12 protein-coding genes and 2 pseudogenes are annotated in these 13,210 nt (G+C 71.4%); 9 read left to right on the top strand and 5 right to left on the bottom strand.

Annotation, left to right across the window (positions count from 1 at the left end; genetic code table 11):
- Positions 1-167: 167 nt before the first annotated feature.
- The 5 genes and pseudogenes from mch to I53_RS27845 all read right to left on the bottom strand — a co-directional run bounded on the left by mch (position 168) and on the right by I53_RS27845 (position 4,269).
- Positions 168-1,142, bottom strand: a complete 975-nt coding sequence (gene mch, locus I53_RS27860) for a methenyltetrahydromethanopterin cyclohydrolase (protein WP_043357116.1) — start codon at positions 1,140-1,142, stop codon at positions 168-170.
- Complete coding sequence (locus tag I53_RS36280) at positions 1,139-1,312, bottom strand: hypothetical protein (protein ID WP_374701385.1); 174 nt, start codon at positions 1,310-1,312, stop codon at positions 1,139-1,141. Before I53_RS36280 ends, mch begins: the two co-directional genes overlap by 4 nt.
- A 227-nt stretch (positions 1,313-1,539) precedes the next feature.
- A pseudogene (locus I53_RS27855) lies at positions 1,540-2,289 on the bottom strand (ATP-grasp domain-containing protein); the annotation flags it as partial.
- A gap of 21 nt (positions 2,290-2,310) precedes the next feature.
- Entirely contained in the window at positions 2,311-3,204 is an 894-nt protein-coding gene (locus tag I53_RS27850; protein ID WP_043357114.1) for an NAD(P)-dependent methylenetetrahydromethanopterin dehydrogenase, read from the bottom strand.
- Between the two features lie 86 nt (positions 3,205-3,290).
- Positions 3,291-4,269, bottom strand: a pseudogene (locus tag I53_RS27845) (beta-ribofuranosylaminobenzene 5'-phosphate synthase family protein).
- Between the two features lie 469 nt (positions 4,270-4,738).
- Here I53_RS27845 and I53_RS27835 point away from each other — a divergent pair.
- The 9 genes from I53_RS27835 (at position 4,739) to pqqB (ending at position 13,158) form a co-directional block, all read left to right on the top strand.
- The gene (locus tag I53_RS27835; RefSeq protein WP_043357109.1) at positions 4,739-5,809 is read left to right on the top strand and encodes a formyl transferase; all 1,071 of its coding nucleotides are present in this window, start codon (positions 4,739-4,741) and stop codon (positions 5,807-5,809) included.
- Complete coding sequence (locus tag I53_RS27830) at positions 5,803-7,449, top strand: formylmethanofuran dehydrogenase subunit A (protein WP_043357108.1); 1,647 nt, start codon at positions 5,803-5,805, stop codon at positions 7,447-7,449. Before I53_RS27835 ends, I53_RS27830 begins: the two co-directional genes overlap by 7 nt.
- Before the next feature lie 27 nt (positions 7,450-7,476).
- Positions 7,477-8,424 carry a formylmethanofuran--tetrahydromethanopterin N-formyltransferase gene (gene fhcD, locus I53_RS27825; protein WP_043357106.1) on the top strand — a complete coding sequence of 316 codons (948 nt, stop codon included), beginning with the start codon at positions 7,477-7,479 and terminating at the stop codon, positions 8,422-8,424.
- 3 nt (positions 8,425-8,427) lie between these two features.
- Positions 8,428-9,222: a formylmethanofuran dehydrogenase subunit C gene (locus tag I53_RS27820; RefSeq protein WP_043357104.1), complete on the top strand. Its 795-nt coding sequence runs from the start codon at positions 8,428-8,430 to the stop codon at positions 9,220-9,222.
- Between the two features lie 84 nt (positions 9,223-9,306).
- Complete coding sequence (locus tag I53_RS27815) at positions 9,307-9,513, top strand: hypothetical protein (RefSeq protein WP_043357102.1); 207 nt, start codon at positions 9,307-9,309, stop codon at positions 9,511-9,513.
- A gap of 66 nt (positions 9,514-9,579) precedes the next feature.
- The gene (locus I53_RS27810) at positions 9,580-11,211 is read left to right on the top strand and encodes an ATP-binding protein (RefSeq protein WP_043357100.1); all 1,632 of its coding nucleotides are present in this window, start codon (positions 9,580-9,582) and stop codon (positions 11,209-11,211) included.
- Entirely contained in the window at positions 11,208-11,912 is a 705-nt protein-coding gene (locus I53_RS27805; RefSeq protein WP_043357098.1) for a response regulator transcription factor, read from the top strand. Before I53_RS27810 ends, I53_RS27805 begins: the two co-directional genes overlap by 4 nt.
- 224 nt (positions 11,913-12,136) lie before the next feature.
- Positions 12,137-12,226 carry a pyrroloquinoline quinone precursor peptide PqqA gene (gene pqqA, locus I53_RS27800; RefSeq protein WP_012317526.1) on the top strand — a complete coding sequence of 30 codons (90 nt, stop codon included), beginning with the start codon at positions 12,137-12,139 and terminating at the stop codon, positions 12,224-12,226.
- Between the two features lie 32 nt (positions 12,227-12,258).
- Positions 12,259-13,158 (top strand): pyrroloquinoline quinone biosynthesis protein PqqB, encoded by a 900-nt coding sequence (gene pqqB, locus I53_RS27795; protein ID WP_043357095.1) that lies wholly within the window; start codon positions 12,259-12,261, stop codon positions 13,156-13,158.
- The last annotated feature ends 52 nt before the right edge of the window (positions 13,159-13,210 follow it).

The following is a 13,210-nucleotide window of genomic DNA, read 5'->3' as shown; positions in this document are numbered from 1 at the left end:
CCGCCAGCAGGCGGTCTTGTGCCAGGTGCCGTATCGGCCGCGAGCCCGATGCGCATGGGGGTCCTGATCGTCACGCTGCCCCCGCCTGCGGGGGGGCCAGGAAGATGTCGCCGTCCGGATCCGGTTGGGGCTCCCGCTCCCGCAGGAGAGAGGGAGCCCGGCGTGCTTCACGCGAAGGATGCGTCGACCAGCGTCGGCTCCAGACGGCCGCCGCGGTAGGTGACGCCGGTGCGCACCGACGTGACGATCGCCTCGGCCGGCGAGAACAGGGCGCCGTCGATCTTGTAGAAGTCGCCGTTCACCCGGCCGAAGATGTCGGCGAAGGGCGCGCCGTGGTCGCTCGACGTCGTCGAGGGCAGCTGTTCGGCGAGCTGCCTGGCATCGGCATCGTCGGCATCCACGAAGAGCTGTACGCGTCCGCCGTAGATGATCGCGTCGTTGGTGCGGCCCATCGCCTTGATGAAGTCCGGGTGCGGCGGCGACAGCGGCGCCGAGCCGATCCCGTCCACGATGGCGTGCAGGTCGAAGCCGACCGTGTGGGCCTTGTGGAGGGCCACCTCGAGGACGCGGGCCACGACCTGGGTGGAGCCGGCGAGGCTCTGGGTCGGCGCGAAGATGAAGGTCAGGTCCTCGGGCTTCAGGCCGGAGGCCTCGGCGACCTTGGCGACGACGCTCTCGGGCGGCCCGCCCGCCGCTTCTAGCACGAGGGCGGTCTTCGTGGCGGAGTCGCGGAAGCCGAGTTCCTGGTACAGGTCCTCGACAGCCGCCACCGCCCGGCCGGGCCCCGAGCCGAGGGCGAAGAAGCCGGAATCACCGGTCTCGTCCGCGAGGCTCCAGCCCGCATACTGGCTCCCCAGACAGGCGAGGACCGGGTCGGCGGCGTGGACCGTCACCGAATAGGGCCAGGAGGCGATCGGTCCGGTCGGCGCGATCGTGACGGTGCCGAGGCCGCCGAGGCAGATCTCGGCGATGCGCCGCCCGGCTTCGATCGACCCCCTCGCCTGCGCGCCGGCATCGACCATCCGGGCGCCGCCGGCCGCCTGCGTCACGGAGAGCCGCAGCGTCGCGGCATCCGCCACGAGCCGCTCGACGAGGGGCGCCGCGAGCGCGTTGATGCTGGGATAGGATTGGCTGGCACTCATGACAGGGCTTCCTCGGGGTGAATTTTCTTCGCCGCGCAGACGGCCCGCAGGCGCGCCGTGTGCGTTTCCAACAGGGCGAGCACCTCCGCCCGGTCCGCGCCTTCGGCCAGCACCGTGCAGAGCGGCGCGTCGCGGCGGACCACCGAGCCCGGGCACGGACGGTCGCGCACGCAGTTCGGCCACTCGAGGTCCGGAACAGGCGCAAGCTCCGGGTCCCGTAACAGATCTGCGCGGCCGCCGCATCCGCCGGATGCGGCCCGGGGTCCGGCATCGTGCCGAGGCAGGCCGCGATATGGGCGGGAAGCAGCGGAATCCCGCGCCGGTCGAGGATGTCCAGCGTCGCGCCGGGCCGGGGATTGATCTCGGTGAGCCACCACGCCGAACCCTCGACCAGCAGGTCGGCGCTGGCGAGCCCCCGCAAGCCGGTCGCGGCGACGATCCGCTCGGTGCCGGCGGCGATGGCGTCCACGAGCGCAACGGGGAGCGCCGGGGCTTCACCGGCACCGCGGGCCAGGGCCCCGGCATAGCGGAAGGGACGGATCGGCGACGGCGCGCACCATTGCTCGGTGACGGCGAGGATGCGGATCGTCCGGCCGTCGGCGAGGAAGTTCAGGGCGTGCGGCCGGCCCGGTACGCGTTGCTGGAAGTAGTGGCCCTGCGGTGCCGGCGACCGGGTCGCAGCCCGGATGTGGTTGCCGCCGCTGCCGCCCGCGCGCTTGAGCAGCCACGCCCGCGGATCCGGCGGCGGGTCGGTTGCCACCGCGGGATGCGGCACGCCGAGGCGTGTGCAGAGGGCCGCGAAGGCCAGGGGCGCCTTGAGGGTCGAGACGGTCTCGGCCGACGCGCCGATCAGCCGGTGCCGCGCGGCGAGGCGCCCGATCAAGTCCGGCGCGTCCTCGAAGCCACTGCCCAGAATGAGCCCGATCGGGCGGCCGGCGGCTCCGGCCAGATGGTCGAGCGCGGCCACCGTCGCGTCCGCGGCCGGCGCGGTTCCGAAGCGGCCGGGCAGCGGCCGGTAGGCCTCGGCGGCGGCCAGCGTATCCGCGTCCCCGAACAGATCGGCCACGTAGGGCCGAAGCCCGGCACGCCGCGCCGCCTCGGCCAGGGCGCGCCCGGCCTGGGCGGCGATCAGGACCGCATCCGCCATCCGGGGCCGGCTCGTATCGGACTAGCCGGCGATCTCCACCGCGAGCGCATAGGCGTCGCGGAAGTCGAGGCAGAGCGGCGTGTCGGAGGCGAGCATCCGGTCGAACAGGCGCCGCTGCGTCTGGTACTTCACGTTGCCGACTGCCAGCGCGCCGATGCCGACGCCCTTGCCGGTGGGCAGGGCGACATCGACCGCGTTCACGTCGATCCCCGCGATGCCGGCAGGCGGCACGGCGTTGACGTCCGACGCGACGAGCAGCTTCGGCGCCGACTTCAGGTCCTCCGCGGTGAGGATCGGGATGCCCGCCGGCCCGGCGGAGAGGATGACGTCGGCGTCGCGGATGGCGGCGCGGCGATCCTCGGGGGTCGTGCCGTCGACAGCGCCGACCTCGATGCCGAAGCGCCATTTCATCGTGAAGGCGATCTTCGAGACCCGCTCCTCGCCGTCGTGCCCGACCAGAACGGTGGTGGCGCCCTGCAGGGCGCCGATCACCGCGGCCACGTAGGCGACGACGCCGGCGCCGCCGAAGATCACGATGCGCTTGCCGGTGAGGTCGGTGTTGAACTTCTGCCGCAGGGCGCGGGAGACCTGGGCGACCATGGCCGCGCCGGTGGTGAACGAGCCGGCCGGATCTGCGAAGACGTGGTTTACGAAGGGCGGCACGAAGGCCTTCTTGGCGCGGTCGACCATGTCGAGGGCGTCCTCGGCGTTCTTGCCGCCGATGAAGATGCCCGTCCGCGTCCCGTCGGCCGGCGACCGCGAGAAGATCGAATCCTGGGTCAGCGAGACCACGTCGGCGAGGCTAACCTCGGTGTAGGTCACCACCGTCTCGAACCCGGCATCCACGGCCATGTTCACGTCGAACGGGCTCATGTGCCGGAGCGGCGTCAGCATGTGGAGGATCGAGCGGGCCATGGAATCCTCATGCGGCGCGCAACAGATGCGCCTGTCCACCGTCCAAACCCGGAGCGGTGCCCCGGGTCAAGTCCGGGGTGGGCGGCTCACGCCGGACCGGTTACCGAAGCGCCACTGTTGCGACCCCGGGCGATGACGAACCGGAGCGGACCGCCGCGGTCGAGGCCGGCCACCAGGGCGCGGGCCTCGGCCTCGGACGCCATCAGGGCGAAGCCGGTCGGCCCCCAGGAGGACTGCCCGTAGCCCGGCACGCCCTGCGCGGCGATGCTCGCCAGCGCCTCCGCCACCGCGGCGCTGGCGTAGCGGCCCCCCTGATGGGGCGCGAAATGGTCGCCGATCAGCGTCTGGATTCGGGTGATGCCGGCACCGAAGCCCTGGGGCTCGGCCAGGGCGACCGCGGGCAGGACCTGCATCAGCGCGATCCGGCAGATCTCCGCCGCCTGGGCCTCGGGAAAGCGCGGCAGATCGCGGAACGCCTCGACCTCGCGCGTCCCGTGCACGCCCGCCATGCCCGGATCGAGGATCAGGACGATCCGCCAGGCCTCGGGATAGGGCAGACGCGCGATGACCGGAGGCGGGCCCCCGTCCGCGCCGCGGCCGCCATCGACGATCAGGCCGCCCTCCGTGAAGGCGCGCAGTCCGACGCCGGACCGGTTGCCCCGGTCCCAGGGTTGCCGCGAAGGCATCCGGCGCGAAGGGCTCGCCGCTGAGCCGTGCCATGGCTGCCGCTACCGCGAGGGCGAGCTGCGTGCCCGAACCGAAACCGGCATGGGCCGGGATGACCCGCTCCACCGTCACCGCCACGTCTTCGCCGTGCCCGAGATGGGCGGCGGCGGCACGGACATAGCCGCGCACGCGGTCGGCTTCAGGGCCCTCCACGGAAGGCCGCGCTGCCCGACGGGCGCTCAGGGCGAGGGACGGCGCATCGATGGCGAGCCCGATGCTGCCGAACCGGCGGCCGAGACCGCCGTGCAGGTCCAGGAATCCGAAATGCAGCCGTGCCGGGGCCTCGACCCGCACGGCACCGTCCGCTGCCACCTCGTTCCTTTCAGGGACCTCGCCCAACACACGTCCCTCGAATCCCGCAGGCCCGGCGCATGCGCGGCGCGCTTTTCACACGTGGCCCGGGGCCAGGCAACTTGGACAGGCCTGGATCGCACCGCCGTCACGGCAATTCCGGCGCTCGGTTCCGGTTCAGGTTCCGCGGTCGCTCGGCCTGTCCGCACAAGGTGTCCGCAGGATCGCGGGGCGGCACCGGCCCATCCGCGCAATCCACCTTGCGAACCACCTTGCAAACCCCCTGGCGATCCACCTTGCGATGCGGATCGCCGCCGGACCCCCCTTGCCGCGGTGCGCGGATGAATGCAAACCTAGGGGTTGCGACGGCGCGCCGAGTTTGCCGCTGCCCGGACATGCCGGGCGGATGCGCCATTCCGATTCGGTGGGGAACCCTCATGCTGAGGCGCACCTGCTTCGTCCGGTCTTACGGCCGTCGCCCGCTCCGAAACCAAGCAAGAACGTTGCGAGAGGGAGCATGGCAGCCTGGGTGAAGGGTGGCGCGACGGACGCGGGCACCGCCGTCGAGGCGGCCGCATCCCTGCTCGCCAAGGCGCGCGCGCCGGTGATCGCCGGCCTCAGCGCCGACGTGGCTGCGATCCGCGCAGCCTATGATCTCGCGGGGCGCATCGGCGCCTCGGTCGATACCGCCGGCGCGGCCGGGACCTATGCCGAGCTCGGAGCGCTGAGCCGGGTCGGTGCCCTCACGACGACGCCTGCCGAGGCCGTCGGACGCGCCGACACGGTTCTCGTCGTCGGTGCCGCCCCCTGGCAGGCGCCGCTCATGAAACGCCTGATCGACGCCAAGCCCACCCGTGGGCGCGCCGCCGGATCCGACAGGGCCCTCCTGGCGGTGGGTGCGAACGCCGGTGCGGCGCTGGCCTGGCCCGCCGATGGCGGGCTGCCGGAGGCCGTGGCCGAGCTGCGGGCCTATGCCCGCGGGCATCTCGCCGGTGACGCCTTGCCGGGTCAGATCGCGTCCCGGCTCGCCGCCGCGCAGTACGGCGTGCTGCTCTACGATCCGGCCGAACTCGGCGAGTTCGGTGTCGAGATGCTCCAGGGCCTCGCCATGGAGCTGAGCGAGACCACACGCTGCTTCACCCTGGCGGTCGGTGCGGCCGGGCAGGACCGGGCCGTCGTGCCGGTCTCGGCCTGGACGACCGGACAGGCGCCCCGCAGCGGCTTCGGGCGCCGCGTCCCCGAGCATGATCCCTGGCGCTTCGACGCCGCCCGGCAGGTCGCTGCCGGCGAGGCCGACGCCGTTCTCTGGCTCGGTGCCGTCCCGGTGGCGCGCCCGGACTGGCTGTCCGCGGTGCCGTCCGTGGCTCTGGTCGCGGAAGGCGAGGCGCAGGCTGCCGAGGTGGTGATTTCGGTCGGCCAGCCTGGCCGCGACCACGGCGGCGTCCTGTGGAACGAGCAGCGCGCCGCCCTGACCTTCTGGCCGGCCACTGCGCCGTCGGATCTGCCGTCGGCCGCGTCGGTGCTGGCCGCGCTCAAGGAGCGTCTGGCCACGCTGCAGGCCGCGTCGAGGAGTGATTCCGCATGCTGAGCGTGATCCGGGGCGGGCGCGTCGTCGATCCGACCGCGTCCCGCGATTCTGTCGGTGACGTCTGGATCGAGGATGGCCGCATCATCGATCCGCCGGGCCGCGAGCCCGACGCCGTGATCGATGCGGCGGGCTGCGTGGTGATGGCCGGCGGCGTCGAGGTGCACTCGCACATCGCCGGCGGCAACGTGATCACCTCGCGGCTGCTCCTGCCCGACCTCTACGTCAGCGAGGCGGCCCCCGACGGCCATCCCTTCGCCCATGCGGGCGGGGCCGCGGCCTGGATCGGCTCGACCTACGCGCGGATGGGCTACACCACGGCCGTCGAGCCGGCGATGCCGCCGACCCACGCCCTGGGTACGCAGCTCGAGCTCGCCGACATCCCGCTGCTCGACCGCGGCGCCCTCACGGTGATGGGCAACGACGACCAGCTTCTGGAGATGCTGCGCGAGCGCCAGGGCGGCAACGCCGTGCGCGACCTCGTCGCCCTGTCGGTCGCCCAGTCCCGCGGCCTCGGGGTGAAGTGCATCAACGCGGGCGGCGCCTCCGCCTTCAAGGACGGGGCGCTGCGCCTGTCGCTGGACGACGAGATCCCCTGCTACGGGCTCTCGACCCGGCAGATCATGGGCTCGCTCCTCGACGCGGTCGAGGAGATCGGCGTCCCGCACCCGCTGCACGTCCACTGCAACAACCTGGGCCTGCCCGGAGCGGACGACAGCTTCATGGCGACCCTGGATGCAGCGGAAGGCCGGCGCATCCACTTCGCCCACGCGCAGTTCTACGCCTACGGCGCGGTCGATCCGGCCAATCCCGGCACCGGCGGTTTCCGCTCGGCCGCCGAGCGCATCGCGCAGGCGATCGCCGACAATCCAAACGCCACCCTCGACATCGGGCAGGTGGTGTTCGGCCAGACGGTGACGGTGTCCCTCGACATCCTCCGTCAGTTCGCGGGCCGGAAGGGCGCGAAGCCGAAGAAGTGGGTGCTGAACGCGGGCGACGCCGAAGGCGGCGGCGTGGTGCCGTTCCTGTACCGGCCCCGGGGCCCGACCAGCTCGCTGCAATGGGCGATCGGCCTGGAGATCATGCTGCTCTCCACCGATCCGGAGCGGACGATCCTGACGACCGACCACCCGAACGGTGGCCCGTTCACCCAGTACCCGCGCATCATCCACCTGCTGATGGACAAGTCGGAGCGTGACCGCGAGATCGCGACGCTGCCCAAGATCGTGGGCGAGCGCTCCGGCCTTCCTGGCCTGGAGCGCGAGTACACGCTCTCGGAAATCGCGCAGCTGACCCGGTCGGGTCCGGCCAAGCTGCTGGGGCTGGACGACCGCGGCCATCTGCGGGCCGGTGCCCGGGCGGACGTGGCGGTCTACCGGGACGACACCGACCGAACCGCGATGTTCACCGCCGCCAAGCTCGTCCTCAAGGACGGCGTGCCGATCGTCGAGGACGGCGAGGTGGTGGAATGGCGGGCCGGCCGGACGCTGTCGCTGACGGTCGAGTCCGACAAGGCCATGGCGAAGCGCGCCGACACCTACCTGACGGAGCGGTTCGGCGAGGGCCTCGACAGCTTCGCCGTGCCCGACGCGGCCTTCGGCGACGGTCCGGACAATTTCGAGGCGGTGCCATGCCGGTTGTGATCAGAGGGGCGAGCCGCGGGAAGAACGATGTCTGATCTCTCCCTCAACGGCATCCCGGTCATCGACACCTTCGCGGAGGCGTTCGATGTGGCCGGCACCGCCATCATCGTCACGAACGACACCGCCAAGTGGGCGATGATCGCCGCCACCACGATGACGGGCTTCGCCACCTCGGTGATCGGCTGCGGCGCTGAGGCGGGCATCGACGCCGAGCTGTCGCCGGAGGAGACTCCCGACGGGCGGCCGGGCGTGCGCATCCTGCTGTTCGGCTTCGAGCCGAACGGCCTCAAGGACCAGCTGATCAAGCGGGTCGGCCAGTGCATCCTCACCTGCCCGGGCACCGCCTGCTACGCCGGCGTCGACGGGCCGACCAAGATCAAGCTCGGCGGCGCGATCCGCTATTTCGGTGACGGCTTCGCGGTGGCCAAGCGCCTGCCCGACGCCACCGGCAAGGCCCGGCGCTACTGGCGCATCCCGGTGATGGACGGCGAGTTCCTCTGCGAGGACACGGTCCGGGCCGTAGACGGCGCGGTCGGTGGCGGCAACCTGCTGTTCCTCGGCCGCAACCACGCCGAGACGCTGAAGGTCGCCGAGATCGCCGTGGAGGCCGCCAAGGCGGTGCCGGGCGCGATCCTGCCGTTCCCCGGCGGCATCGTCCGTTCCGGCTCCAAGGTCGGCGGCCGGACCAAGGGCATGATGGCCTCGACCAACGACGCTTACTGCCCGACCCTCAAGGGGCGCGCCGGCTCGGCGCTCCCGGCCGAATGCGGCGTGGTGCTGGAGATCGTGATCGACGCCCTGACCTCGCAGGGCGTGTCTGACTCGATGCGCGCCGGCCTGCACGCGGCCACCGAGATCGGCGGCAAGCACGGGCTGATCGCGGTCACGGCCGGAAATTACGGCGGCAATCTCGGCCGCCACCACTACCATCTGCGCGACCTGATCGCGCGCGACGACGCCAAGACGGAGGGCTGAGCCGTGAGCACCCTCACCCTGCGTGCGGCTCCGCCGGAGCGCCTGGACTTCCTCAACATCAACCCCGCGGCTCTGAGCCGCCTGTCGCAGGGCGAAGCCGAGCGCCTGGAGGTCGGGACCACCCGGACCGGCGTGCGCCTCGGCGACTGCTTCGCCGTCTCGTTGGACGGCTCCGACACCCTGACCCTCGAGGGCGGCCACGAGCGCCTCGACCGGGTCGGCGCCTCCCTGTCGGCGGGCACGATCCGGGTCACCGGCGATGTCGGCCAGCGCCTCGGCGCCGGCATGGCGGGCGGCCGCGTCACCGTCACCGGCCATGCCGGGCCCTATGCGGCCTCCGGCGCCACCGGCGGCACGATCACCATCGAGGGCGATGCCGGAGATTACGCCGGCGGTGCGGTCTATGCCGCCAAGGCCGGACTCGACGGTGCGACGCTGATCATTCGCGGCACGGCGGGTGCCCATCTCGGCGACCGGATGCGGCGCGGGACGATCGTGGCCGGACGCGCGGGGGCCTTCGCGGGATCGCGCATGATCGCCGGAACCCTGGCGGCCCTCGCGGTGGGCGATCACCCCGGTCTCGGCATGCGCCGCGGAACGCTTCTCCTGGGTGCGCACGGCCGGATGGCTTCGACTTTCGTGGAGACGGGGACGCACGATCTCGTGTTCCTCCGGCTCCTGGCGAAGGCGCTGCGCGGCCTCAGCGCCGAGCATGCCGACCTGCTCGCCAAGCCGCTGCGTCGCTACTCGGGCGACCTCGCTACCATCGCCAAGGGCGAGATTTGGGTCGCGGCCTGACGCCGCCTGGGCAAGGGGCGTGGACGCGTCCTATGCTCTCCGCCAAGCCGGCCCGATCGAGGCCGGCAACCCGGGGACGCGCCCATGCTGCTGCTGCTGTCGATCTGCCTCGTCGCCCAACCCTCGACCTGCCGCGAGGACCGGATCGAGATGTCGTTCGAGAAAGCGAGCCCGTTCGTCTGCCTGCGCAACTCGCAGAGTGCGCTGGCGACCTGGCAGGCCGCGCATCCCGAATGGCACGTGGAACGCTGGCGCTGCGCCGCCAAGGGCAGCCTGCCGAAGGATCTGTGACGGCACCTTGGTTCAGCGGCCGGACGGTGACATGCTCGGTCCCGCATTGACGGCGGGACGACCACGATGCGCTCGCTGAAGGTCCGCTTCGCCCTGTTGCTCGGGGGCACCGCCGTCGTCGTGATGCTGGCGGCCGCGGCCGCGCTGGCGGCGATCGGGGCGGCGGAACGGACCGTCGACCGCACCCTTGAGGCCCAGCGTCGCCTGGAACTTCTGGCCGAGCTGTCGGGCCGCCTCACCCAGTTCGGCATGGCGGCCGTGGAGACCGTCGGCAATCCCGACGGCCAGCCCGAGGCGATGGCGATCGCCCGAGACAATGCCGACCGCGCCCTCACCACCGTGGATGAGGCGCTCGCCAAGAGCTTCCCGCCGAGCGACGACCCGGCCGACCGGATGCAATACGCCGCCCGTACGCGCCCCATGGCCCAACTGCGCGCGGCCCGCGCCGTCCTGGACCGGCAGGTGTCGCTGATCAGCCGCCAGACCGATCCGGAGCGGCGCCAGGACGCCATCAAGGGGGCGCTCAACGGCTTCGGGGCCATGACCGGCCAGCCCCTGTCCTTCCTGATCGAGGCCGAACGGCGCAGCATGGCCCTCGGCTCCGAGCAGGCCCGGGCGCTGTCGGAGCGCCTGCGTCTGGCCGCCGCCGCCGCGGTGGCGGCGGCTCTCGTGCTGCTGGCGATCCTCTACCGCGGCGTCACCCGGCCAACCCTGGCGCGGATCGAGGAGGTCCGCCGGGCCGCGAGCGCCATCGGCCACGGCGCCCTCGACACCCGGCTCTCCGTCGCCACGCGCGACGAACTCGGACTGCTGATGACCAACGTCAACCGCATGGCCGCCCGCCTCGCCCGGCGGGAATCGCGGGTTGCGGCCGACCGGGCGGCGCTGGAGGATACCGTGGCGGCACGCACGGCCGATCTTCGGGCCGCCAACGCCCGCCTCGAAGCCGTCGACCAATCCCGGCGCCGCTTCTTCGCCGATGTCAGCCACGAACTGCGCACCCCCCTCACGGTCATCCTGGGCGAGTGCGACCTCGCCCTGCGCGGCGCATCCCGGGGCGCCGACCCGAATCCGGTTTTCGCGACGATCAAGAAGCGGGCGCAGCGTCTCAAGCTGCGGGTCGAGGACCTGCTGCGGGTTGCGCGCTCGGAATCCGGCGAGATCGAGTTCGACAAGCGCCGTCTGGGACTTGCTCAGCTCCTCGCGGAGGCGGTGGACAACATGAGCTCCGAAGCGGCCCGCCGTCGCGTCGGCCTCGGCCTCGATCCCGGCAACCGGGACGTCGAGTGCCTCGCCGACCGCGAATGGATCCGCCAGACCGTCGAGAGCCTCGTGGACAACGCCCTGCGTCATGCCGCCGGCCTCACCCGCGTCGAGGTTGCCCTGGCGGCGGGCCCGGGACCCGTCGGGCGGATCACCGTCACGGACGACGGTCCGGGCTTCAATGCATCCGAAGCCGACCTGTTCGAACGCTTCAGGCGTGGATCGGGGGCGGGTCCCGACGAGACCGGGTTCGGCATCGGCCTCGCCCTGGCGCGCTGGATCGTCGAGCAGCATGGCGGCACGATTCGGCTCGGTGCCGGGCCCGACGGGCGCGGCGCCCGCGTGACCCTGGACATCCCGGCCCTCGATCCGGCATGGGATGCGGGGCCGGTCGACGGCGCGACCGGCGGGCAGGTGAAGGAGTCGGCCGCATGACGCGGATCCTGATCGTCGAGGACGACATCGACATCCGCGGCCTTCTGGCTCGGGGCCTGGAAGCCGAGGGATTCGAAGTCGGGACGGCAGCCTGCGTGGACGAGGCGCTCAAGGCCGCGCACGATCCGGCCCCCGGCGCCGTGCTCCTCGACATCAACCTCCCGGACGGGTCGGGGCACGACGTCTGCCGCTCCCTGCGGGAGGGCGGCTTTCCCGGGGCGATCCTGTTCCTCTCCGCCCGGGACGAGATTCGTGACCGGGCCGAAGGGCTGGCGCTCGGCGCCGACGACTACATCATCAAACCCTTCGAGTTCGACGAGCTGGTCGCCCGCCTGCGGACCCATCTGATGCGGCGCGAGCAGGCGGAGGCACCGCGGTCGCGCATCACCGTCGGCAAGCTGATGCTGGACCTCGAGACCCGGCAGGCCAGCTGCGGCGAGGCCAGCGCCCGCCTCACCCCCCGCGAGGCCGACCTGCTCGGCATGTTAATGGAGAACATCGGCAAGCCGGTCTCCCGGGCCGATATCTTCGACCGGCTCTGGGCCAGCCAGGGTGGCCTCTCGCTCAACGTGGTCGACGTCTATATCGGCTATCTGCGCTCGAAGATGGCGGATTTCGTCCGCTACGGCGGTCCCGGCCTGGTCACCGTGCGTGGCAAGGGATTCATGCTCGAACTGCGCGGTCCCGACTTTCGACAGTGAGCCACTGTACTTTAGTCGCAGGGCGGCGCGTTTCGTGATGGTTTCCGGGCGTTTAGGAAGTCTCTCACGAAAAATTTGGGAGGATCCGGCAACTTAGTGCTTGAAGCCTGCGCCTGAATCGTCGATACCTCTCCCGCGCCAGAAATGAGAGCGCCATCAGTGTCTTAGGGTCCTCTTAGGATCCGCGTGACGCTCGGTGAAGATATCGCCTGAGGAGAAACACCATGAAGTGGGCTGCCCCGATCGTGTCCGAGATCTGCGTCGGCATGGAAGTGACGAGCTACGAGTCGGCCGAGATCGACACCTTCAACTGAGTTTTACGGACCGGGGATCTCGGGAGCCGCACATGCGCGTCGTGATCCTCGGTTCTGCGGCTGGCGGCGGCCTTCCCCAGTGGAATTGCCGCTGCCCCATCTGTTCGCTGGCACGGTCCGAACCGGACCGGGTACGCCCCCGGACCCAGTCGAGTATCGCGGTCTCCGCCGACGGGTCTGATTGGCTGCTCATCAATGCCTCGCCGGACATCCGGCAACAGCTCTTCGACAATGCGCAGATGCACCCGCGCGAGGGCCTACGCCATTCGCCGATCAAGGCGGTACTGCTGACGAACGGGGATGTCGACCACGTTGCGGGTCTTCTGACCCTCCGCGAAGGCCAGCCCTACACGCTCTACGGCACCCGCGGCATCCTCGAATCGGTGAATGCCAACCGCGTGTTCGACGTGATGGCCGAGGGCGTGGTCGCCCGCCAGCCGATCGGGATGGATCAGCGTTTCGAGCCCCTGCCCGGCCTGTCGGTCACCCTTTTCCCCGTTCCCGGCAAGGTGCCGCTCTGGCTCGAGGACGAGACCCTGGAGATCGGCGCCGAGACCGAGACCACGGTCGGCGCATTGATCGAGGCCGGTGGCCGGCGCCTCGCCTACATTCCCGGCTGTGCCCGGGTGACGGACGGGCTGCGCGCCCGCATCGCCGGCGTGGACGCGCTGCTGTTCGACGGCACCGTCCTGCACGACGACGACATGATCCGGGCGGGCGTCGGCACCAAGACCGGCTGGCGCATGGGCCATGTGCCGATGCGCGGTGAGAACGGCTCGATCGAGGCCCTGGGGGCTGTCGAGATCGGGCGCCGTATCTTCGTGCACATCAACAATACCAATCCGGTCCTGGTCGAAGGCTCTCCGGAACGGGCGGATGTCGAGGCCGCCGGCTGGACCGTGGCGCATGACGGCCTGAGCCTGTCGCTTTGAGGCTGTGACGACAGTGGAGCGCACGTAGAATCCGGTCGATCCCTTCCGCATC

Origin of the sequence: Methylobacterium sp. B1, from assembly GCF_000333255.1 — a bacterium.
GTDB classification, from domain to species: Bacteria; Pseudomonadota; Alphaproteobacteria; order Rhizobiales; family Beijerinckiaceae; genus Methylobacterium; species Methylobacterium fujisawaense.
The sequence above is the reverse complement of the archived record's forward strand: the minus strand, read 5'-3'. Positions and strand labels throughout refer to the sequence as shown.